Consider the following 23,179-nt stretch of genomic DNA (forward strand, 5'->3'; position numbering starts at 1 on the left):
AGGCCGAGAGGGGCGGGATTCTCACTCAACCGTGTCTGGGCAGGAGATCGAGAGCAATCATGGTTTCGGCAATCTGCACCGCGTTCAAAGCCGCACCTTTCCGCAGATTATCGGACACACACCAAAACGCGAGACCATTGGGAACAGTTGGATCGACACGAAGGCGTGAAACGTAGGTTGCGTCTTCGCCCACCGAGTCAATCGGAGTCACGTAGCCGCCATCTTCACGCTTATCCAGCACCACAACGCCTTCTGCTTCACGCAGGGCTTCGTAGGCACGCTTGATGTCAACAGGTTCCTCAAACTCAGCCACAACAGATTCAGAGTGACCAATAAACACGGGCACACGCACGCAGGTGGCAATTACATCTACATCCGGGTCGAGAATTTTCTTTGTCTCGACTCGCATCTTCCATTCTTCTTTGGTCGCGCCGTCATCCATAAACACATCGATCTGCGGAATGCAGTTAAAGGCGATCTGCTTCTGGAACTGCTCAATCTTCGGCGGGTCATTCACAAAGGTGCCGCGTGTCTGGGCGAACAGTTCATCCATCCCATCCTTACCTGCACCGGAAACGGCCTGATAGGTGGACACCACAACCCGCTTGAGGGTGAACAGATCATGCAGTGGCTTAAGTGCCACCACCATCTGAATGGTAGAGCAGTTGGGGTTGGCAATAATGTTGCGCTTGATCTGCTTAAGGGCGTTCGGGTTTACTTCTGGCACCACCAACGGCACATCCGGGTCCATACGGAAGTGCGAGGTATTGTCGATCACCACACAACCTGCTTTGGCAGCAATGGGTGCATATTTTGCAGACACGGAGCCACCGGGGGAAAACAGCCCAACGTCCCATCCCGTGAAATCAAATGTTTCAAGGTTCTTTACTTTCAGAACCTGATCTCCGAACGAAACTTCCCGCCCGGCAGAACGCGGCGAGGCCAGAGCCACAATTTCATCAACCGGAAATTCACGCTCCGCCAGTGTTTTGAGGATTTCACGCCCCACGGCTCCAGTCGCGCCTACAACAGCAACCCGATATCCCATAATCCACCTGCTTTTGATCGTATATATATGTAGGCCATATATATGGCCTGATGGCGGCAGACCCTAGACCATTACGCAACCAAATGGAATTGCCCGCCACGGGCAGCTGCCCCGGTGGGCACACGCCCCGCCACTTTTCCTGCTTTCCTCAAGCCTTGCTATCCACCCAAAATCGAAACCCGCTGCCATGATCAACCGTTCATGCCCATGACACGCGAGCAAGGGGTGTGCCCACTTAAACAAAATTACAATAAATTACTTGAACACTATGACTATATTTTTTGATGCACATCATTGCAGCACCCCTACGCACCGTAGTGTCATAACTTTTGTGCCTCAGGCAGGATGCAAAACCCTGTTCTGACCTTTGCCCAACTTTTACAACAGAGTTTGGAACAGACCGTGACACTTAAAATTGCAATTCTGAAGGAAACGGCAGCCGATGAAAGACGGGTTGCCATGATTCCATCAGTGGCCCAGCGCATTGCCAAACTTGGAGCCTCCTTGGTTCTGGAACAGGGTGGGGGAGCTGCTGCCACTTATACGGATGCAGCATACACACAAGCTGGTGTCACCACAGAAGCGGATCAGCAGAAACTTCTGGAGGATGCTGATATTGTGCTGGCTGTGCAGCCGCCCAGTGTGGAAACGGTAAAAAAAATGAAGCCCGGCAGCCTGCTGGTGTCTTTCATTTACGCCAAAACGGAGCCTGACCTGGTAAAGGCTTTGCGGGATGGCAAGATCACTACATTTGCCATGGAGCTTATTCCGCGCATCAGCCGGGCACAGGCTATGGATGCACTTTCCAGCCAAGCGGCTTTGGCCGGGTATTACGCACCTCTGCTGGGCTGCGTACACATGCAGAAAATCCTGCCCATGATGACAACAGCCGTTGGCTCACTCCGGGCCGCGCGTGTGTTGGTAATGGGTTTGGGTGTTGCCGGGTTGCAGGCTTTGGCAACAGCGCATCGGCTTGGCGCTGTTTGCGAAGGTTATGATGTGCGCCCCGAAACCAAGGAAGAAGCGGAATCCGTTGGTGCGCGCTTTGTAGATACGGGTGTAGATGCTCGGGGCGCAGGCGGGTACGCACGTGAACTGACACCAGAAGAAAAAACAAAAGTGCGTGCTGCACTCAGCCAACATATTGCGCAGGCTGATCTGATTATCACCACGGCAGCGGTCCCCGGCAAACACGCACCACGCCTGATTGATGCAGACCAGTTGGCCGCCATGAAAGAAGGGGCTGTTGTGGTGGATATGGGAGCACCCAATGGCGGAAACTGCGAAGGCACAAAAGCCGGAGAAATTATTAAAGTTGGGCCAGTCACATTGGTAGGTCCCACTAACCTGCCATCCTGCCTGGCAGCTCAGGCAAGTGAGCTTTATGCCAAGAATATCTATAACCTTTTAGAACAGGTCGTGCATGACGGCGTACTGAAACCTGATTTTACGGATGATGTCATCAAAGGCACCACCCTTACGCATGATGGTGCAATAACCAATGATGCCATCAAACAATTTATCGAAAGCGCTCCTGCGGAGAAAGTATCATGATTACCGCAACATCCATGACCTTTATTATCGCTTTATACATTTTCATGCTGGCAGCCTTTACCGGCTATGTGGTGATCAGCCGCGTACCATCCATCCTGCATACACCCCTGATGTCTGGCTCCAACTTCATCCACGGTATTGTGGTTGTTGGTGCGCTAGATGCGTTGTTTAACGCAACCAGCATTTACGGACAGATTATTGGTTTTATTGGGGTTTTTCTAGGAGCAGGCAACGTGATGGGGGGCTACGTGGTAACAGACCGCATGCTTGCCATGTTCCGGCCCAGCCAAAAACCGGCACCAGCCAAAAAGGAACAGCAATAAATGTTTATTGAATACATTGTGGGCCTAAGCGGCCTTATTGCTGCCGGCCTGTTTATTTACGGGCTGAAAGCCATGTCATCCCCTGTTACGGCTGTATCTGGCATTGTAACAGCCGGTTACGGTATGATCTTTGTTATTGCAGCAACTTTTCTAAATTTATTTAACGTAACTGAGGCCGCCAAACCGCACCTTCTGGTAAATGTAGTACTGGCTGTATTGGCTCTGGTTCTGGGTTGCGCATGGGCTGGCTGGCGTGGCCGTACCGTGCAAATGACAGCCATGCCACAGATGGTTGCAATTTTTAACGGTATGGGCGGTGGTTCTGCAGCATGCTTGGCCGCTGTAGAACTTTTAAGCGATGACCCAACATCTCCACTACACCTTACCATTACCGTTTTGGGTGCGCTTATCGGGTGTATTTCGCTTACTGGTTCCATTATCGCATGGGCCAAGCTGGACGGCCGGATGAAAAAGCCGGTGCGCTTTGGTGGTCAGCGTATTTTCAATGCCGGGGTGTTTCTTGTTGCTCTGGTGTTGGGCGCACTTACGGTCATGCAGTATGCCACCCCAATGGGAGAACTCCCGCGGGATCTGTTCTTCCTGACGGCTCTGCTGTTTGGTGTGTGCATGACACTGCCTATCGGTGGTGCCGATATGCCCGTTGTTATTTCGCTCTACAACGCATTTACCGGGTTGGCTGTTGGGCTTGAAGGGTATGTGATGAACAACCCCGCCCTGATGATTGCAGGTATGGTTGTAGGCTCTGCCGGCACATTGCTGACTGTGCTGATGGCCAAGGCCATGAACCGCTCACTCACCAACGTGTTGTTCAGCAACTTTGGTGATAGCACCAGCAGCGCCAAAGGCCCGCAGGGTGAAATGAAATCTGTTGATCCAGCAGATGCGGCCACTACCATGCGTTATGCATCCAGCGTGATCATTATTCCCGGTTACGGGCTGGCCGTGGCACAGGCACAGCAGAAACTTTACGAGTTTGTCAAGATTCTTGTTGCCGATGGTGTGGATGTTAAGTTTGCCATCCACCCCGTTGCTGGCCGTATGCCAGGGCATATGAACGTTCTACTGGCCGAGGCTGGTGTACCATATGACATGATTTATGACATGGATGACATAAATGATAGTTTCGCCACAACAGATGTTGCACTGGTTATTGGCGCCAACGATGTGGTGAACCCGGAAGCCCTGACCGATAAATCCTCCCCCATCTATGGCATGCCTATTTTGAATGCTTACAAAGCACATCAGGTGTTTGTCATTAAACGTGGTACGGGCGTGGGGTATTCCGGCGTGCAGAACCCTCTCTTCTTCCAGAAGAACTGCACAATGGTATTTGGAGATGCACAGGCTGTGCTTTCCAAAATGGTTGAAGCTGTCAAAAGTCTTGGCGGCTCCTGAGCATGACAAGGGCGAGGCTTATTCCTCGCCCTTTTTTATTTCTCATATCTGTTTGTAAAATAAAGGAAGCATATCATGTCCGGAAAAATGAAAGCCGCTGTGGTTCATGAATTTGGCAAACCACTGACCATTGAAGAACTGGACATTCCCACCATTAAACCTACCCAGATTTTGGTTAAAATGATTGCCTGCGGCGTGTGTCATACAGATTTGCATGCCGCCAGCGGAGACTGGCCCAAAAAACCACATCTGCCCTTCATTCCTGGCCATGAAGGTGTTGGCACGGTTGTGCAGGTTGGCAGCGAGGTAGATTGGGTAAAGGAAGGTGATGTTGTGGGTGTGCCCTGGCTGTATTCTGCCTGCGGCCATTGCGAACATTGCCTGGCAGGGTGGGAAACCCTTTGCCCGAAGCAGGAAGAAACTGGCTATTCCGTAAACGGCTGCTTTGCCGAATATGTGGTGGCAGACCCTAACTACATTGCTCATCTCCCCAAAGGCGTAGATCCCGTAAAAGTTGCCCCCGTACTGTGCGCCGGCCTGACCGTTTATAAAGGCCTGAAAATGACAGATACGCGCGCAGGGAACTGGGTTGCCATTTCTGGCGTTGGGGGGTTAGGCCAAATGGCCGTGCAGTACGCCGTAGCAATGGGGCTGAATGTTGTGGCGGTAGATATTGATGATGAAAAACTGGCAACCGCCAAAAAGCTTGGTGCAACGTACACCGTTAATGCCAGAAATACAGACCCGGCAGCATTTATGCAGGAAAAAGTTGGGGGCGTACACGGTGGATTGATCACCGCTGTTTCCACCAAAGCATTTTCTCAGGCTATGGGTTATGTGCGGGCAGGGGGCACTTTGGTGCTAAATGGCCTGCCGCCGGGTGATTTCCCAATTTCTATCTTTGACATGGTCATGAATGCCATTACCATTCGCGGTTCCATAGTAGGCACACGGCTGGACATGATTGAAGCTCTTTCCTTCTTTGCGGAAGGGAAGGTAACATCTGTCACCACAACGGATCGGATTGATAACATCAACGCAATTTTTGATGCGCTCAAGAACGGTCGGGTGGAAGGCCGCGTGGTTCTGGACTTCCGCAACTGAGCAACTCCTAATCTCAGAAACAAAAGAAGGGTTATTCTGATGGCTTATGCAACAATCAATCCCTTCACCGAAGAGCAGGTGAAGACATTCCCCACCGCCACAGATGCGGAAATTGAAACAGCGGTTGGCAAGGCTGATGCCGCTTTCCAGAAATGGAAAAACTTCTCCCACGCAGATCGTGCACGCATTCTGCAGAAAGCAGCTGACCTGCTGCGCGAAAATCTGGATGAGTATTCCAAGCTGCTGACCCTTGAAATGGGTAAGCGTTTTGCTGAAGCTCAGGCAGAAACGGAACTGTCCGCTGCTATTTTCGAATACTACGCCAAGAACGCTGAAAAGCTGCTGCAGCCGCAGGACCTGCCCGTAGCAGACCCGCAGGAAGGCCGCGCCAAACTGGTGTACGAACCGCAGGGAATCATTGTTGCGATCGAACCTTGGAACTTCCCGTTCTATCAGGTTGCCCGCATTATCTCCCCTCAGCTTTCCGCCGGTAACACCGTTATCCTGAAGCACGCTTCCAACGTGCCGCAGTGTGCTGCTGCCATGGAAAAACTGATGCTGGATGCCGGGCTGCCAGAAGGTGGCTTTATCAACCTGTATCCGTCCCACGCACAGCTTGCCACGGTTATTCAGGACCCACGCGTACGCGGCGTTGCCCTTACAGGTTCTGAAGGTGCAGGTGCCAAAATTGCTGCTACAGCCGGTGGCGCACTTAAAAAGTGCATCATGGAACTGGGTGGCTCTGATGCGCTGATCGTGCTGAACGATGCAGACATTGAAAAAGCCGCCAAATGGGCTGTTTTTGGCCGCCACTGGAACGGCGGGCAGGTGTGCGTTAACGCCAAGCGCATGATTGTGGAAGACGGTGTTTACGACAAGTTTGTAGAACTGTACCGCAAAGGCGTGAGCGCCCTGCGTATGGGTGATCCGATGGACCCCAACACCACCATGCCGCCGCTTTCTTCCCGCGGTGCTGTGGAAGACCTGAAAAAGCAGGTTTCTGAAGCTGTGGCACACGGTGCAAAAGCAGAAGAAGTTCCGCTGGAAATGCCCAACAAAGGCTGTTTCTTCCGCCCTGTTATTCTGACAGATCTGGATGAAAGCAACCCGGCACGCCGTTGGGAATTCTTTGGCCCGGTTACCATGCTGTTCCGCGCAAAAGACGCAGACCATGCTGTGGAAATCGCTAACGATTCCCCATACGGCCTGGGCGGTTCCATCTTCTCTCAGAACGAAGAAAAAGCAGCTGAACTGGCCCGCAAGATGGACACCGGCATGGTGTACATCAACCACCCAACAATGGTAAAAGCTGATCTGCCGTTTGGTGGTGTGAAGCGTTCTGGCTTTGGCCGTGAACTGATTGACCTTGGCCTGAAAGAATTCGTCAACACCAAGTTGATCGATATCGTGGACATTGACGCACCGTTCTAATAGGCGCGCTTCAACCCAACAAAAAAGGCGGAGGGAAATTTCCCTCCGCCTTTTTTATACCGTGTAACGGCAAATTTTTTTAATTACTGCGGCACAACCTGTGCAAAAGCCCAATCCAGCCAAGGCAGTAGGGCACGCACATCTGCCGCTTCTACCGTAGCACCACCCCAGATACGCAGGCCCGCAGGGGCATCACGGTAACTGGCCAGATCAAACCCAATGCCTTCTTCGGCCAGAATGGTCAGCATCTTTTTAACTGTTTTGGTCTGCTCTTCGCGCTCAAGAGCCAAGAACCACGGGGCAACAATACGTAGGCAAATTGCTGTTGAGGAACGCTCTTCACGCTTCTGGGCCAAAAACTCTACCCAGTCCGTTTTTTCCACCCACATGGTCACTTCTGCCAGATTGGCTTGGCTACGTGCTTTCAGCCCTTCCAAACCACCGGCACCTTCAGCCCATTTCAGGCTGTCCAGCGCATCTTCTACGCACAGCATGGAAGGTGTGTTGATGGTATCACCCCGGAAGATACCTTCAATCAGACCATTCTTGTTCGTCATACGGAAGATTTTAGGCAGTGGACGTGGAGCCTGAAAACTTTCCAACCGCTGCACAGCCTTGGGGGAAAGGGCGATCATGCCGTGGGCGGCTTCACCCCCCAAAGCTTTCTGCCAAGACCATGTCACCACATCCAGCCGGTCCCACGGCAAATCCATTGCGAACGCGGCAGAAGTGGCATCACAGATCACCAGCCCATCATGCTGCGCTGGAATGGCATCTGCTGAAGGAATACGTACACCAGAGGTGGTGCCATTCCATGCCAGCACCACATCGTGGTTCCAATCAACCTGCGTCATATCAGGCAGGCTGCCATATTCGGCTTTCAAAACCCGTGTGTTTTCCAGCTTAAGCTGGGTAACAATATCTTGCGCCCATAGTGCTGAAAAACTTTCAAACGCCAGCACATCTACCGGGCGTTCCCCCAACATGGACCACAAGGCCATTTCCACCGCACCGGTATCAGAAGCAGGCACGATACCTACGCGCCAACCTTCTGGCACACCCAGAATGACGCAGGAGCGGTCTATAACTTCTTTCAGCCGTGCACGCCCTTCTGCAGAGCGATGCGAACGCCCTACCAACGCATTTGCCAGCGCCGATACATTCCAACCCGGCCGCTTTGCGCACGGGCCAGAAGAAAAGCATGGATTAAGGGGACGGCTGGCCGGACGAGGAAGAACGGATAAGGAAGCGGCTGTCATAACCTTGGCCAGAATAGGGGGAGAAGAAATCTGGTGCGAGAGAGGGGACTCGAACCCCTAAGCCCTTTCGGGCGGTCGATTTTGAGTCGACTACGTCTACCAATTCCGTCACTCTCGCAGCGTGGCCCTTTTCCTACCAGCAAATTGCCGCCGGGAAAAGAGGCATGCATGCTTTATCGGCACACTCTTTTTGTACCATCAGAGGCAATATAGGTGCCTGTCTGGGTATCAAAGCATGCATTTTGCACACAAGAATTGCCAGAAGAAAGTGGCTGCGGGTAATTTTGCACACCCATCGCCATATTTTCACGCGCAGCTGTTCCGCACAGCGGTGTGTTCAACGGTGCAGAAGGGTCATTCGTCAAATGGCTGTCATTCGTTGCAGATGGCTCGGTTGTCAGGCCCGGCGCAAAGCTTTGTGGCGGAATACGATGCCCCTGCTGAGGCGCACACCCTGCCAGTAGCCCTCCCGCCAGACACAGGCTGACAACACCAACAGAAAAACGGATGGACATGCGCTTTCTTCTTTCCTGACAGCGCGGACCGCTCCGCCCGCGTGGTTTGTATTGGCCGATCATAAACCTGATTGGCATTGCAGCTCAACTCAGCCTGTTACAGTTCCAGCACGCCTTGCTTTGGCTGGTGTGTGCCATCACCAATCACAGCCGGGCGGGCACCATCACCAAATGTCAGTTCTACGCGTTCGCCATCACGTAATTGTCCAGCACTGGTCACTGGCCGCCCCTCCGCCGTAACAAGCGCATATCCACGGGCCAACACAGCGCGAGGAGAAACGGCTTCCAACTGCCCGGCAATGCCTGCAAGAGCTGTCCGTCTTTCCCGCACCAAGGCTTGTAATGGAGCTGGAGATATCCGTAGGCGGCCCAGCTGGGCATCCTGCCTTTGGAATGTATGTGCCATGTTGGCTTGCAACATGTTCTCCAGCACAGCCAAACGGGTGCGCCGCCCTGCCAATAAGGTTTCAACCGCAGGCATATGGCGTTCAACTGCAACCAGATCTGCTTTCCGCCGCTGCACCAAAGCGGGCAGGGCAACATCTAGCCTACGGCCTCTATCATCCAGCTGCATGCGTGCTGTCTGCAACAGGCTAGGCAGATCCGGCATGGCAGAAGATGCACGATCCAGCCTTAATCGTGCGGTTTGCAGCAGGCGAGAAAGCGCACCCAGTGCTCGTGCGTTACGGTGTTCTATATCTGCCAGAAGTTCCGTGCGCACTGGCACGGCCATTTCTGCAGCGGCTGTGGGTGTTGGCGCACGCCTGTCTGATGCAAAATCAATCAGGGTTGTATCTGTTTCATGCCCTACGGCAGAAATCAGCGGAATGGTACACGCAGCTGCTGCTCGTACTACGGCTTCATCATTAAAAGCCATCAGGTCTTCTAGTGATCCACCGCCACGCGCCACAATCAGCACATCTGGCCGAGGCACTGCACCTTGGCCATCAAGCTGAGAAAACCCATCAATAGCCGCGGCAATACGGGCGGCTGCGCCTTCCCCCTGCACGGGCACGGGCCAGACAATCACAGGCCGCGGAAAACGCCTTTGCAAGGTTGTGCAGATATCATGCAGCACAGCACCTTGAGGTGATGTTACCACCCCGATCACGCGCGGCAAAAGTGGAATGGCTTTTTTACGAGCTGTATCAAACAGCCCTTCTTCTGCCAGCCTGATGCGCAGGCGCTCAATACGGGCCAGTAAAGCGCCTTCGCCCGCATATTCCATCCGCTCTACAACAAGCTGATAGCTGGAACGCTCACCATATGCCGAGATCTTACCGGTGGCGATAATCTCCACCCCGTTTTCTGGCGCCAGACCAAGGCGGGACACCGAACCTCGCCATACCACACCAGAAATTTTGCCCCGCTCATCCTTGAGCGAAAAATACACATGGCCGGAGGGGTAGCGTTTAAGTTCCGTAATTTCGCCACGCACGCGCACGCGACTGAACGTGCCCTCCAGCGTGCGCCGGATAGCCCCCGAAATTTCTGAAACGGTAAATTCCGGCACATTGTTGCTGGCCGATGGAATGTCAAACTGTTCGGTCATGCGGCTAACCTATGCTACAGACGCTCGCCCTGAAAAGAGCAGAACATCAAGATGCAGGAGAAAACAATGCGGGTACTTCTGGTTGGATCTGGCGGCAGGGAGCATGCGCTAGCCGCAACACTTGCCCGTTCTCCGGAACTTTCAGCCCTGTTTATCGCACCCGGCAACCCCGGCACAGCAGAAGTTGGGGTAAATGTGCCCATTGGTGCACAGGATGTTCCTGCACTTGTGCAGTTTGCTCTGGAACAAAAAGTCGATCTGGTTATTCCCGGCCCGGAAGCCCCATTGGTGGCAGGGCTGGCCGATGCCTGCGCCCGCGCCAAACTGGCCTGTGCCGGCCCCACGCAGGCTGCTGCCCGGCTTGAAGGCAGCAAAAGCTTTACCAAGGAAATCTGCTACGCCGCCAACATTCCCACAGCGCAGGCAGAACGGTTTACAGACGTAAACGCCGCCTTGACCTATGTGCGTGAAAAAGGTGCGCCCATTGTTATCAAGGCCGATGGTCTGGCAGCCGGAAAAGGCGTTGTGGTGGCCACCACACTGGCTGAAGCCGAAAGCGCTGTGCAAGACATGATGGCTGGTGGATCACTTGGTAATGCAGGCCGCTGCGTGGTGATTGAAGATTGCCTTGTAGGTGAAGAAGTCTCTCTTTTTGCATTCTGCGCAGGTGAGACAGCAACGCTGATTGGCGCTGCCCAAGACCACAAACGCATTGGAGATGGAGATACCGGCCCCAATACCGGCGGAATGGGCGCGGTTTCTCCGCCAAAAGGTTTTGGTCGGGCTGAACAGGAAGCTGCGCTTGATCTGCTGGTACGCCCCATGCTGAAGGAGATGGTGCGCCGTGGCACGCCTTTCCGTGGTGTTATTTTTGCCGGCCTGATGCTGACAGATAGTGGCCCGCAGCTGATAGAATACAACGTAAGATTTGGTGACCCGGAAGCCGAAGCATTGTTGCCACGCCTTACTTCTGATCTTCTTCCGGCTCTCAAGGCTCTTGCAGAAGATCGGCTGGATACCGCACCTGTCACATTTTCAGATCAAGCATCCGTTTGCGTTGTGATGGCAGCGCGCGGCTATCCTGGTGCGCCTGAAAAAGGTGCTGTTATTTCTGGTGTTGAAGATGCCAACAAACTGCCTGATGTGCAGGTCTTTCAGGCTGGCACCAAGCTAAATGCGGCAGGGGAACTTGTTGTAGCCGGAGGACGCGTACTGGTTGTTTGCGCCTTGGGAGACACCGTGAAACAGGCGCAGGAACGCGCTTACGAAGGCGTTAAGGCTATTTCATGGGATGGCGCAACATGGCGCACAGATATCGGTAACCGCGCCCTTTAAACAGCTTTAAATAACAGCCCTTGGCCATACAGACCGGCTTCTGTTTGGCTAAGGGCTTGTTGTTTAGCAGGCTCGCCCCAAAACCAAGGCATCTGAGCCATCTTCATAATACTTTTTGCGCAAACCCAATTTTTCAAAACCCTGTTTTTCATAAAGGGTTCTGGCAGATTGATTATTTACCGAAACTTCCAAAAACAGGGTTTGTGCCCCTTTGTGTTGCGCAACCTGAGCACACCATGCCAACAACTGTTGGGCCAAACCGCGTTTTCTATACTCTGGTAATACACAAACTGTTAGAATCTCTGCTTCATCCACCACACTTCGTAACATGATAAAGCCGGCAGGGTGATCTTTCACCATCACAATACCTGCGTGCACACCTGGAGATGACAGCAAAGCCGTTATGGCTGTTTGATCCCACTGGGCACCTGTATTGAAGCATTGCGTATGCATGCCGGCCAATAGCTGTGCATGTGCAATACTTGCTTCCTGCACATGCACGGTCAAACTGGTTGGGCCCGTAAGCCATCTACCGGCAATTTGGCTTCTGGCGGATCTACATACAGCGGAACAGGATCTCGCGGAGGGAGCTTTCCCCTGTGACGCTTTAATGCCGCACCGGCAATTTGCTCTGGCGTTGGCACGCATAGTGGACTGTGAAGAGCATGTGAGAAAGAAAGAGCCTCACTGGCATCACCTGCCACCAGCCAACTGCCTTCTGGTGCCTGCCAATGAGCTATCATAACTGCGCGCACATGCTGAGCATCTTCAACAAACACCCGGCCACGCCGCGCCGGTGTAACCACTAGCCACCCTTGTAACTCTGGATGATGCTGCAATTCTGCATTCAATGCAGGAGCCAAAGCTTCAGCCCGCGTTACGCCCACCAAGGGGCACCCAGCACCCAGCGCAAACCCTGCAGCCACAGCGCAAGATGCGCGCAGGCCAGTAAAAGACCCAGGGCCGACAACTACAGCTACAAGATCTGGTTGTATGCCAGTTCCTGCACCCCAGCCTGTTTTTTGTAAAACTGCATCGGCAAGAAGGTTAATGCTCTCTGCTGCCTGCTTACCTGCCACTACCTCTGCACTCAGCACAGAAAGCTTATCACCTTCAGCCAGAACGCAAGCGGCCATCCCGCAAGCAGACTCTCCTGCTGGGCTACCATCCAGAACCAGAATACGCTGCACCATCATGGAATCACGCAACAGGCTTCTTCAAACGCCAAACGTGGGGCACGTGGGAGCTGATTTTCAAAATCTCCATACCCAAGGCACAGTAGAAAGTTTGCACGCCAGCCTTGTTCAGCCAGAAAAGCATCTTCCACCAAAGCCTGATCGAACCCGGAAATTGGCAGAGCATCGAGCCCAAGGGCACGAGCTGCCATAATCATATAAGCCCCTTGCAGCGTACCGTTCCGAAAGGCGGTTTCCTCTGCCAACCCAACGTCTGATGCAAACCATGAACGCAGGTTTTCCTGCGGGCACAAACGCGGCAACTGCTCAAAAAACAACGGATCATGCGCAACAATGGCAATAACAGGCGCCCCCATTACCCGATTGACGTTGCCCTCAGACAAAGCAGGACGCAACCGCTCACGCCCATCTGAACCGGTAATGAAAACAAACCGGGCTGGGCTGCAATTACCGGATGTAGGCCCCATTTTTGTGAGATCATAAAGCTGGCGCAGCAAATCTTCTTCGACTGTGCGAGTTGTCCAGCGGAGGGGCGTACGCGCCTTTCTGAAAAGGAGATCCAGCCCGTTTTCATCCAGCATATGTATCTTGCCCTGTCTTGCGTCTATCATTGAAAGGGCAGGCATAAAAAACACCTGCCTGCTTTCTATGCCACGCTTTGGTGCGCGACAAAAGCAGACAGGTGCGGCACTTAGTCTACTTGTTCGACAGAAACCACTTCTGGCACGTAATGGCGCAGCATGTTTTCTACGCCATGTTTAAGCGTTGCGCGGGAAGATGGGCACCCAGAACACGCGCCCTGCATGGTCAAGCGCACGATGCCATTGCGATAACCACGGAAAACAATATCCCCGCCATCACCTGCTACGGCTGGACGTACACGTGTATCCAGTAGCTCCTTAATCTGCGTAACAATTTCTTCGTCTTCGGGGGCAATGGCATCTTCTGTAACAGCTACGCCTTCTGCCACGACAGGGTGCCCGGCCACAAAATGATCCATGAGAGTGGACAGAATTTGAGGACGCAGTTCTTCCCAATCTTCGGAATCTGCTTTTGTTACAGAAACAAAGTCGTTCCCCAAAAATACGCGGGAAACACCGGGAAGAGCAAACAGAGCTTCCGCCAAAGGAGAACGGCCAGCTACGGCATCGGCATCAATAAAATCAATGGTGCCAGCGTCCCCCATAACGGCCTTCCCGGGCAGAAATTTGAGCGTAGCAGGATTGGGTGTGCCTTCGGTTTCTATAAACATGACCAGTTGAGCCTGAGTAATGAGGAAAGAGAACTTGTTACCTTTCAGTTGGCATTAGAATGCGTACGAAACAAGTCCTGTATTCAAAGAAAAACGGTTCTTCTTAGGTGAATTCGCTTTGAATAATCAACTTTCCTTAATTTTACATGGCAGAATGTTTGCCTTGCTCTTTGGCAAATCTGCCATGCAGTTATGAAGCAGAAGGTAACCCAATTTAAAGCAGACCTTAACTGCGTAATGATTGCTCTTGCTGCAGCTTCTTCCTTAACGCTGGATCATGGGCATAAATGTACAGACCTTTGACTGCCCTTGTCATAAGCACATTGATGGCATTGAGCATGATCTGCTCCTTCACCTGCTCTGGTTGGGCCAAGCCATCCTTACCTGCAAAAGCAGCACCATCTTCATAACGTGTGGGGTCCAGGCGCAAGCAATCTGCTTGTGCATCATATGTAACAGATGGCCCCAGAATGAGCCCTACATAATTCAGATCAAACCCCTGCACGGTATAAACAGATCCAACTTCATTGATTGTATCGGGACGTTCTGCCCACGGCAGTTTTTCATCTGGCTTTGAGAGATCCCACCGCAGGTGGAAACGTCCTTCATCAATAAAGTGCTCTTTGCCATCCAATCTGTAAGGATAATCATAAGTCGCAACGATACGTGACAATCCGCACTGGTTATTTTTCTGTTTGATTAACTCGTACATTTCTTGAGCATCATCAAAACATCTAAAATCAAAATCCTGCTTTTTTGGGAAGAGTGTCACTTTTTTTGAACAGAAATTTTTTATCCATTCCAAAACATCCGTATTTGCATGCATACGAAACTGATCTGTCAGATAAAAGGTTTTTACCGGAAACCCACTTACAATTTCCGAAAGTGTATTTTTATTCCAATAGCTTTTAAACTTCAAAACCTGTTTTTCATCAAAAACAAGGATAACAATCCTGGCAAGCTTTATAATCTCTTCAAGATGATTGTTTTGGTTAAATCTATTGTATTTATCAGGACGCGTTAAAAGAAGATGTGCTTCATCAATTAGCACAACATCAGCTCTCTTTTTTAATTTATTCATTTTATTGATAAATGTTGTTGGGCGCTCAAAATCCTTTTTCCTGATATACAGAAAGTCTTCTGATATATTTGTATACAGCTTCATCATTTCAGGATGATTCACAATAAGGTAGTTTTCCTTTCCAGAAAAACAGCCTTCATCCTGAGAGCTTCTGGACATGCGCTGCAAATCATTAAATATAGAATTTATAACAAGGCTTTTTCCTGTTCCGGCATCACCTTCAATAACAAAAATAGCGTGTTCATCATTTTGGTGGGCTTTGCAAAACTCAAGAATATCTTGTTTTAACAAAGTCTGTGTGGGCGATAATTTTTGAAAGGGTGAAAGCTTCTTTCTTGCATTATTATCTTCAATAACTTCGTTCTGAAAAGCAGACATATCTTTTTCCTTACCTCATAAAAAAAGCCTTTCTTGAAAACAAGAAAGGCTTTTCCAAAAACATTCTTAGATTTAATCCTTAACGCAGGATACCTGTGTGACCAATGCAATACCGGCCCGGCTGCGGCCACACAGTGAGACCATGAGGCTCTGCACCGACAGGGATTTTGATCATGGAACCATCATCGGTGTTGATTTTGTAAACAACATCATCAAACCGGCCTGACAGCCATAGGCTTTTACCATCTGCACTTACATTCCCCATATCTGGGCTACCGCCACCGGGAATAGGCCAATCAGCTACAATCTTATTGGTTGCAAAATCAATAACTGTAACACCACCCGCCTTACTGTGCGGCTTACCATGAATTTTATGAGAACCACGGTTGGCAACATACATTTTTGTACCATCACGGCTGGGGTACAAACCGTGCGTACCTACACCTGTATGAATAAAACCTGTTTCCTTAAATGTATCGCCATCTACAAGGAAAATACCGTCTGCCATCATATCAGCAACGTAAAAGGTTTTTCCGTTTGGAGAAATCAGAATATCCTGCGGCATGCCACCACTGGAAAGAGCAAGGTAGCCCAAAACTTTTTTGTTTACTGTGTCAACTTTTACAAGGTGGCCACCAAATTCACATGTGAAAATGGCATAGCGTCCATCAATTGAAAAATCTGCATGGTTCACGCCCTTACATTGCGGAACTTCAACAGATTCCTGCAAAGCCATTGTATGCGGATCACGAAAATCCAGCCGTTTGCGGGCTTCTGCGACCACAATGGCTGATTTGCCATCTGGCGTAAAATACATATTGTAAGGATCATCCACCTGCACAGCAGGGCCGGGCTTGGCTGTACGGGGGTCTATTGGCGTCAGGCTACCGTTTGTAGTGCCTTCGGCATTGTTAGTGACCCATAATGTCCGCAAATCCCACGAAGGCACAACGTGTTGCGGGCTTTTACCAACAGGAAAACGATCCACGACTTTTGATGTCGCAGGGTCAATCACCGAAACATCATTGGAACGCAGGTTTGGCACATAAACACGTGCCGGATCTTGTGCCACTTCCGGTGAGATATTTCCCGCCCGTGTTTCACTATAAAGGTTATTTGGATCAATAACGGGAGGCATGCCCGGAATTGTTTCAATTTTTGTAGCTGAAGTTGCTGCATTTTGCGGAACAGGCGTAGAAACTGGTGCCGTTGCAGGTGCAGGAACTTCGGCTACTGGCTGCTGCACCGATGGGGCAGGTTGCGTAGCATCTTGGGCAAATGCCGCTGCTCCAGTGCTCATCACCGCAGCTAAAGCCGTTGCCGCTATCAAATAGGCTTTGGAAGCCATTACACTATACCTCATTATCTCTGGCACCATGATTTATCTATTATATCAGGTTCGATTTATCATGGTGCCCTAATAAGGTCTATTCTAATCTTTTTTAAGTAGAGAACCTATGTTCTATTCTGTAAAATAACTTACACTTATTTATTTCGTGCATCGTTAATAGCAGAAACTGCCGCAGTAATCTGCATATTAACCCCGACCAGCCCTAAACTGGCCGATGCTTTGCGCGGGTCCCCTCCATAAATACCTTGCGCGCTGGATGGCGGACCAGATTTTTGTAACGCATCCAGCCTTACCATTGTTGGATCAATAGCCAGCATCAGCGATGTGTCACTTATATCTGCGTGCATACCAACATCTTTTGCATATCCATGCTGGCTGAGCCATTGAGTATACTGATGCGGTATAACACTATAATATTGCTTTACATAAAGAGCCTGCGCCTGTGTGCCAGACCATTCCTTATTTAGTTGCGTGGCAACTTTATCCAAAGATTTCTGATACCCACCATGATCGCCTATAAAAACGATTAGACGAAACCCCTGAACCTGAAAACTTTTTGCAGCAGATGCGATCAATTTTTCAAAAACATCTGTCGGGACAGTAATGGTTCCCGGAAACTTCATATGCGAAGTGCGGGGAGATATCCCTCCTTCTGGAACATATGAAACAACCGGTGCTACAAGGGTTTTTCCAGATTTCTCCGCTATTCTTTGCGCTATTTCCATTACACGCGTGTTATGCTTGCCAACCGCAATATAAGGCCCACTCTGTTCTGTTCCTCCAACAGGAATAATAAGAGTTGTTATTCCACAGGAAATATCAGACTGGATTTCTGTCCATGTCTGTTTTTCAAACAGAACAGAAGAGGGAATGGCAGAACACGATGTTTCTGCCATTGCGCTATAAGTTTCTGCTCCGTTTGCAAATAGAGCAGAAAACCCAATACCAGCCAAAACTAAAAACTGCTTTTTCATTATTTTTTCACTAACAGCGGGGCAAGAAAGCGGCCTGTGTAACTTTCCGGACATGCAGCAATATCTTCTGGCGTGCCTTCGGCAACAATCTGCCCGCCGCCATCACCTCCTTCAGGGCCAACGTCTATAATCCAGTCTGCCGTTTTAATAACTTCAAGGTTATGTTCGATCACCACAACTGTGTTTCCCTGATCAACAAGGGCATGCAAAACCTCCAGAAGTTTTCTCACGTCTTCTGTATGTAGGCCTGTTGTTGGTTCATCAAGAATATACAGGGTACGCCCCGTTGCCCTACGCGCCAGTTCCTTGGAAAGTTTAACGCGCTGTGCTTCGCCACCAGAAAGAGTGGTCGCCTGCTGGCCCAAAGCAACGTATCCCAAACCAACTTTTTGCAGAATGGCCAACCTATCGCGAATACGAGACTGAGCCGAAAAATAGGGTAGGGCTTCATCCACACTCATGGCCAACACATCTGCAATGGATTTGCCACGGAACTTGATATCAAGTGTTTCACGGTTATAGCGCTGCCCTTTACAGGCATCGCACGTTACAAACACATCTGGCAGAAAGTGCATTTCAATTTTGATAACACCATCACCCTGACATGCTTCACAACGCCCACCTTTCACATTGAAGGAAAAGCGGCCGGGTTTGTAACCCCTTGCTTTACTTTCTGGCAGTTCTGCAAACCAGTCTCTTATCGGTGTAAAAAGATCTGTGTAGGTTGCTGGGTTGGAACGTGGCGTACGCCCGATAGGGGATTGGTCAATATCAATAATCTTGTCTAACAGTTCCATCCCCTTGATACGCTTATAAGGCTCTGGCGATGTACCTGCTCCCATCAACTGGCGAGAAAGTGCTTTATAGAGCGTATCAATAACCAGAGTGGATTTTCCACTACCAGATACACCGGTGACACAGGTAAATGTACCAAGCGGGAAACGGGCCGTTACGTTTTTCAGATTATGCCCGGTAGCACCTTCAACAGTTAGAACTTTCTTTTTATTTATCTTCCGCCGTTCAGCGGGAACCTCAATCTTCTTGCGGCCGGAAAGATAAGCACCTGTTAAACTATCGGGCGATTTGGCAACCTGCGCTGGCGTACCTTGGGCAACAACAGTACCCCCATTTACACCTGCACCTGGCCCCATATCTACAAGCCAGTCTGCACTTCTGATCGCATCTTCATCATGTTCAACAACAATCAGTGTATTTCCAAGGTTTTTCAAACGCTGCAACGTGCCAAGTAGACGCTCATTGTCGCGCTGATGCAGACCAATAGAGGGCTCATCCAGAACATATAAAACACCTGTCAGACCAGAACCAATCTGACTGGCAAGGCGAATACGCTGGCTTTCCCCCCCAGAAAGTGTTGCTGAACTTCTTGAAAGAGTGAGATATTCCAACCCTACGTCATCAAGAAACTTCAAACGTTCCAGAATCTCACGCAGAATACGGCGTGCAATTTCGGCCCTTTGCGGCGTAAGCGTTGGTAAAACCGTATCAAACCAGTCCAGAGCTTGCCCTATAGGTAAATCCGTAGCTTGCGCAATATTTTTCCCTGCCACACGCACAGAAAGAGCCTCTGGGCGCAACCGTGCACCTTCACACACATGGCAAGATTTTTCTGACTGATATCTGGAAAGTTCTTCTCTTACCCACATACTTTCTGTGGTACGTAAGCGTTTTTCCAGGCTTTTAATCACGCCTTCAAATGGTTTGGAAACAACGTAGCTTTTCCTGCCATCTTTATAGGTGAAATCTACATTTTCTGGAGTGCCATAAAGAATACCGTTTTGTACATTTTCTGAAAGATCTTTCCATGGTGTGTCCATGCTTACAGAAAAATGCTGTGCCAAACTTTCCAGCGTCTGCTCCAGCAATGGAGATTTTGCATCTTTCCAGGGCGCTATAGCACCTTTTGCAAGGCTTAATGTTTCATCTGGCACAACAAGATGTGGATTGAAGTAGGTTTCCACCCCGATACCGTCACATGCCGGACAAGCACCTTGAGGTGCATTAAAGGAAAAAAGCCGCGGTTCAATTTCTTCCAGTGTAAACCCACTTACCGGGCAAGAGAAATGTGATGAAAAAACAAGTTTTTCTGTTTCCTTGCTTTCATCTTTAGAAACCTCTTCAGCATACACAATACCATCAGAAAGTTCTAAAGCGGTCTCCAAGCTATCTGCAAGACGTGTTTCAAGCCCTTCCTTGACCACAACACGGTCCACCACAACTTCTACAGTATGGCGTAACTTGCGGTTCAGGCTTGGAACATCATCAATCTCATAAAGTGTTCCATCCACTTTTACGCGTGTAAAACCTTTGCGTTGAAGCTCTGCCAGTTCCTTCCGGTATTCTCCCTTTCTGTCACGAATAACAGGGGAAAGAAGCATCAGGCGTGTACCCTCCGGCAACGCCATAATACGGTCAACCATTTGGGTAACTGTTTGCGCTTCAATCGGCAGGCCGGTAACAGGAGAATACGGCACACCCGCCCGCGCCCATAACAGACGCATGTAATCATAAATTTCCGTAACAGTACCAACTGTGGAACGCGGATTTTTAGATGTTGTTTTCTGCTCAATAGAAATGGCAGGGGAAAGACCTTCAATGGAATCTACATCTGGCTTACCCATCAATTCCAAAAACTGACGTGCATAGGCAGAAAGGCTTTCCACATAACGGCGCTGCCCTTCAGCGTAGATTGTATCAAACGCCAAGGAAGATTTGCCGGACCCGGAAAGCCCTGTCATGACTGTCAGCTTATCCCGTGGAATATCAATATCCACGTTTTTGAGATTATGAACCCGTGCGCCGCGCACCCGGATACTTTGCTGACCGGAAAAATCTGATTTTTTCATGTAAGAAATCTGCCGCCGTTCCTGTTTTGTCCTAGTATGCCGCCTAAGGCCACCTTCATGCAATGCGTGATAAGGCGACGGCAGCCATTGTCTTTAATCTGATATGGGCAAGCCATGCCCTAATTGCCATTGCGCATCATGCTCTGATTGACCATCTAGAACATATAAACAGATAAAAGCCGGCCAGAAGGATATTATCCATACTGACCGCAGCATTGGATTAAGGATACAAGAACATATGGAACACCTTCTCGGCCAGCCGCAATCTGCTACACAAAACGGCGCAACATCCCCTCAGAATACGGCACCTGTAATTACAGACGGGTCTCAGGCCACATTCATGCAGGATGTGATTGAAGCAAGCCGTTCTGTTCCTGTTCTTGTTGATTTCTGGGCAGACTGGTGCGGCCCCTGCAAACAGCTTGCTCCGGTGCTGGAAAAGGTGGTGACAGCAGCGCGCGGCAAAGTGCGCTTGGTTAAAATTGATATCGAAGCAAACCGTGCACTGGCAGGGCAGCTTGCTCAGGTTGGCTTGCCGTTACAGTCCATTCCACTGGTTGCAGCCTTCTGGAAAGGGCAGATTCTGGATCTGTTCCAAGGCGCTTTGCCGGAAAGCGAAATCAAGAAGTTTGTCGAAAACATTCTAAAAAGCAGTGGTGGTGGCATTCTGCCCGCAACAGAACAACTGCGTGAAGCAGATGTGGCGCTGGAAACAGAAATGCCAGCCCGTGCGGCAGAACTGTATTCCTCCGTTATTGGAGAAGAGCCAGAAAACCCACGTGCATGGGCAGGGCTTATCCGCGCCATGTTGACATTGGATGATGAAGATGCCGCCGTTGCCGCTCTAGCAGACGTACCCGCCAAAATTACCGATAGCCCGGAAGTAGCTGGCGCACGTGCTGCGCTGGATCTGAAAAAGGAAGGACGCAAGGCAGCGGAAGAAATGGAAAGCATTCGTGCACGCCTTGCTGCCAACCCGGAAGATTTTGAAGCACGCTGCGAACTGGCAACAGCCCTGAATGCCGCCGGAAAACGGGAAGATGCCGCAAACGAGCTACTGCATATCATCAAGGTAGACCGGAATTGGAAAGACGGCGCAGCCAAACAGCAGTTGCTACGTTTTTTTGAAGCATGGGGAAATGAAGAGCCCGCAACAGCAATTGCGCGCCGCCGCCTGTCTTCCATGCTGTTTTCATGAGGATGTAAAACTTTTTGGCTGCCGTATTTTTTCAAGATGAAGATGATATTCCCCGGCGCATTCCCAAGCTGGGGGATATCACTTTGGCCGATATCCCTCCAGAAATCGGCCTATTCCCGTTAAGCGGTGTTGTTCTTCTACCTCGTGGAAGACTACCGCTTAACGTGTTTGAACCGCGCTATATCGCATTGGTGGAAGATGCACTGGCAACACAGCGCCTGATAGGAATGATCCAGCCGCGCTGGCGGGAAGAAGAAGATGAAGATAACGGCGCTCCACCACTGTATCCAATAGGCTGCCTTGGCCGGATTGTTTCCTTTACCGAGCGATCAGACGGCACCTATGCCATTACACTTGCAGGTCTCACCCGTTTTCGGCTCCTGCGTGAAACAGAGGAAACGCGTGGGTATCGGCAAGCTCGGATAGATGTTTCTACCTTTGCAGGGGATCTGAACGAAATTCCGTCTGCTCCGTTTGACCGGGAAAAGCTTCTGGGCTCCATGCGGCGTTACTTCCAGAAAAAGGGGCTACAGGCCCGTTGGTCTCTGCTGGAACAGATGGATGATGATATCCTGCTGGTCACATTGCCCATGATCTGTCCTTTCCCTCCGGCAGAAAAACAGGCATTGCTTGATGCCGAAGATCTAACTGACCGTGTGCGGGTGCTACAAACACTGCTAGACCTGTCTGGTCCGGAACAGGAAGGCCCACCTTCCTGAACCTTTTACTGAGGAACAGAGAACTGATGTCTGACACACCTCCACTTGATTCCCGGCTTCTTTCGGTGCTTGTGTGCCCTGTCACCAAAGGGCCTCTGACTTACAATACTGAAACAAACGAACTGATCAGCAAGAAGGCTGGTCTTGCCTTTCCGATCCGGGATGGTATCCCCATCATGCTGCCAGATGAAGCACGCCGCCTGGAAAGCTGAACCCACAGCTTTCTCTCTTTCTCCTTTACAATGAACCCGTCCATGCTTCTGGCGAAAAAAACAGGCACCCTGATCGGAAACCTTCTTTTGGTCTCTCCACTGCTGGTGGCATGTCACGGGCCTATTGAAGGGGACAACATTGATGTGCCCCCTGAGCGGCCGGGGCGCTTTCTACCTGAAGCTGCTCCAGCGGAAGCCAAGGCAGCCGAACAGGAAGAAAGCCTGCGCGAAGCCCAAGCCGCGCGTGAGGGCAAGCCTGAGCAAGTTCAGCCACCCAAACCCGAAGAACGTTACGAAACACTGCCCGATGCAGGTTCTGGGGCTGCGGGATCAATGGAAACAGAAGACGGGCATACCGTTACCCCACAAACCCAAGCTATTTACGGCAAACCGGCCGACAGATCTCCGGGCCATTAA

The 23,179-nt window shown here is 50.6% G+C and carries 22 protein-coding genes and 1 tRNA gene; 10 read left to right on the forward strand and 13 right to left on the reverse strand.

Annotation, left to right across the window (positions count from 1 at the left end):
- Positions 1–25 precede the first annotated feature (25 nt).
- Positions 26–1,048 (reverse strand): aspartate-semialdehyde dehydrogenase, encoded by a 1,023-nt coding sequence (locus tag QQM41_RS05985; protein WP_087651661.1) that lies wholly within the window; start codon positions 1,046–1,048, stop codon positions 26–28.
- A 402-nt stretch (positions 1,049–1,450) separates the two neighbouring features.
- Here QQM41_RS05985 and QQM41_RS05990 point away from each other — a divergent pair, with 402 nt between their 5' ends.
- The 5 genes from QQM41_RS05990 (at position 1,451) to QQM41_RS06010 (ending at position 6,876) form a co-directional block, all read left to right on the forward strand.
- Positions 1,451–2,602, forward strand: a complete 1,152-nt coding sequence (locus tag QQM41_RS05990; RefSeq protein ID WP_339077985.1) for an NAD(P) transhydrogenase subunit alpha — start codon at positions 1,451–1,453, stop codon at positions 2,600–2,602.
- Complete coding sequence (locus QQM41_RS05995) at positions 2,599–2,925, forward strand: NAD(P) transhydrogenase subunit alpha (protein WP_128104722.1); 327 nt, start codon at positions 2,599–2,601, stop codon at positions 2,923–2,925. Before QQM41_RS05990 ends, QQM41_RS05995 begins: the two co-directional genes overlap by 4 nt.
- Positions 2,926–4,341, forward strand: coding sequence for an NAD(P)(+) transhydrogenase (Re/Si-specific) subunit beta (locus tag QQM41_RS06000; RefSeq protein WP_050818960.1), 1,416 nt, complete (start codon positions 2,926–2,928; stop codon positions 4,339–4,341).
- Positions 4,342–4,416: 75 nt separating this feature from the next.
- Positions 4,417–5,445, forward strand: a complete 1,029-nt coding sequence (gene adhP, locus QQM41_RS06005) for an alcohol dehydrogenase AdhP (protein ID WP_050818959.1) — start codon at positions 4,417–4,419, stop codon at positions 5,443–5,445.
- A 39-nt stretch (positions 5,446–5,484) separates the two neighbouring features.
- Positions 5,485–6,876 (forward strand): NAD-dependent succinate-semialdehyde dehydrogenase, encoded by a 1,392-nt coding sequence (locus QQM41_RS06010; RefSeq protein WP_339077986.1) that lies wholly within the window; start codon positions 5,485–5,487, stop codon positions 6,874–6,876.
- An 83-nt stretch (positions 6,877–6,959) separates the two neighbouring features.
- Here QQM41_RS06010 and QQM41_RS06015 read toward each other — a convergent pair whose 3' ends face one another.
- From QQM41_RS06015 to xseA, 4 genes are all read right to left on the reverse strand, one after another.
- Positions 6,960–8,135 (reverse strand): phosphoserine transaminase, encoded by a 1,176-nt coding sequence (locus QQM41_RS06015; RefSeq protein ID WP_339077987.1) that lies wholly within the window; start codon positions 8,133–8,135, stop codon positions 6,960–6,962.
- 31 nt (positions 8,136–8,166) lie between these two features.
- Positions 8,167–8,253 (reverse strand) — tRNA-Leu (locus tag QQM41_RS06020).
- A gap of 55 nt (positions 8,254–8,308) precedes the next feature.
- Positions 8,309–8,650: a hypothetical protein gene (locus QQM41_RS06025; RefSeq protein ID WP_003623232.1), complete on the reverse strand. Its 342-nt coding sequence runs from the start codon at positions 8,648–8,650 to the stop codon at positions 8,309–8,311.
- Between the two features lie 97 nt (positions 8,651–8,747).
- Entirely contained in the window at positions 8,748–10,202 is a 1,455-nt protein-coding gene (xseA, locus tag QQM41_RS06030; RefSeq protein ID WP_339077988.1) for an exodeoxyribonuclease VII large subunit, read from the reverse strand.
- A 51-nt stretch (positions 10,203–10,253) separates the two neighbouring features.
- Between xseA and purD the strand changes: the two genes are divergently transcribed.
- Entirely contained in the window at positions 10,254–11,537 is a 1,284-nt protein-coding gene (purD, locus tag QQM41_RS06035; RefSeq protein ID WP_339077989.1) for a phosphoribosylamine--glycine ligase, read from the forward strand.
- Positions 11,538–11,600: 63 nt separating this feature from the next.
- Here the strand turns inward: purD and rimI are convergent, their stop codons facing one another.
- The 8 genes from rimI to uvrA form a co-directional block, all read right to left on the reverse strand.
- Positions 11,601–12,038 carry a ribosomal protein S18-alanine N-acetyltransferase gene (gene rimI / locus QQM41_RS06040; protein ID WP_339078071.1) on the reverse strand — a complete coding sequence of 146 codons (438 nt, stop codon included), beginning with the start codon at positions 12,036–12,038 and terminating at the stop codon, positions 11,601–11,603.
- Between the two features lie 2 nt (positions 12,039–12,040).
- Positions 12,041–12,733 carry a tRNA (adenosine(37)-N6)-threonylcarbamoyltransferase complex dimerization subunit type 1 TsaB gene (gene tsaB / locus QQM41_RS06045; protein ID WP_339078072.1) on the reverse strand — a complete coding sequence of 231 codons (693 nt, stop codon included), beginning with the start codon at positions 12,731–12,733 and terminating at the stop codon, positions 12,041–12,043.
- On the reverse strand, positions 12,730–13,359 hold the full coding sequence (locus tag QQM41_RS06050; RefSeq protein ID WP_339077990.1) for a malonic semialdehyde reductase: 630 nt from the start codon (positions 13,357–13,359) through the stop codon (positions 12,730–12,732). The genes tsaB and QQM41_RS06050 overlap by 4 nt, the downstream gene beginning before the upstream one ends.
- A gap of 65 nt (positions 13,360–13,424) precedes the next feature.
- Positions 13,425–13,985, reverse strand: a complete 561-nt coding sequence (locus QQM41_RS06055; protein ID WP_339077991.1) for a NifU family protein — start codon at positions 13,983–13,985, stop codon at positions 13,425–13,427.
- A gap of 226 nt (positions 13,986–14,211) precedes the next feature.
- On the reverse strand, positions 14,212–15,444 hold the full coding sequence (locus tag QQM41_RS06060; RefSeq protein WP_339077992.1) for a DUF2075 domain-containing protein: 1,233 nt from the start codon (positions 15,442–15,444) through the stop codon (positions 14,212–14,214).
- Between the two features lie 79 nt (positions 15,445–15,523).
- Positions 15,524–16,822 carry a YncE family protein gene (locus QQM41_RS06065; protein WP_339077993.1) on the reverse strand — a complete coding sequence of 433 codons (1,299 nt, stop codon included), beginning with the start codon at positions 16,820–16,822 and terminating at the stop codon, positions 15,524–15,526.
- Positions 16,823–16,929: 107 nt separating this feature from the next.
- Complete coding sequence (locus QQM41_RS06070) at positions 16,930–17,769, reverse strand: creatininase family protein (protein ID WP_339077994.1); 840 nt, start codon at positions 17,767–17,769, stop codon at positions 16,930–16,932.
- Positions 17,769–20,633, reverse strand: a complete 2,865-nt coding sequence (gene uvrA / locus QQM41_RS06075; protein ID WP_339077995.1) for an excinuclease ABC subunit UvrA — start codon at positions 20,631–20,633, stop codon at positions 17,769–17,771. The genes QQM41_RS06070 and uvrA overlap by 1 nt, the downstream gene beginning before the upstream one ends.
- 238 nt (positions 20,634–20,871) lie before the next feature.
- On the opposite strand from uvrA, the gene QQM41_RS06080 reads away from it, so the two are divergent.
- Genes QQM41_RS06080 through QQM41_RS06095 form a run of 4 tightly spaced genes read left to right on the forward strand, consistent with a single transcriptional unit; the run spans position 20,872 to position 23,179 of the window.
- Complete coding sequence (locus tag QQM41_RS06080; RefSeq protein ID WP_339077996.1) at positions 20,872–21,831, forward strand: tetratricopeptide repeat protein; 960 nt, start codon at positions 20,872–20,874, stop codon at positions 21,829–21,831.
- A gap of 14 nt (positions 21,832–21,845) precedes the next feature.
- Positions 21,846–22,550: an LON peptidase substrate-binding domain-containing protein gene (locus tag QQM41_RS06085; protein ID WP_050818944.1), complete on the forward strand. Its 705-nt coding sequence runs from the start codon at positions 21,846–21,848 to the stop codon at positions 22,548–22,550.
- A gap of 26 nt (positions 22,551–22,576) precedes the next feature.
- Positions 22,577–22,762, forward strand: coding sequence for a Trm112 family protein (locus QQM41_RS06090; RefSeq protein WP_339077997.1), 186 nt, complete (start codon positions 22,577–22,579; stop codon positions 22,760–22,762).
- A 30-nt stretch (positions 22,763–22,792) separates the two neighbouring features.
- Entirely contained in the window at positions 22,793–23,179 is a 387-nt protein-coding gene (locus QQM41_RS06095; protein WP_128104710.1) for a hypothetical protein, read from the forward strand.

It is taken from the genome of Acetobacter sp. AC2005 (assembly GCF_037901235.1).
GTDB classification, from domain to species: Bacteria; Pseudomonadota; Alphaproteobacteria; order Acetobacterales; family Acetobacteraceae; genus Acetobacter; species Acetobacter oryzoeni.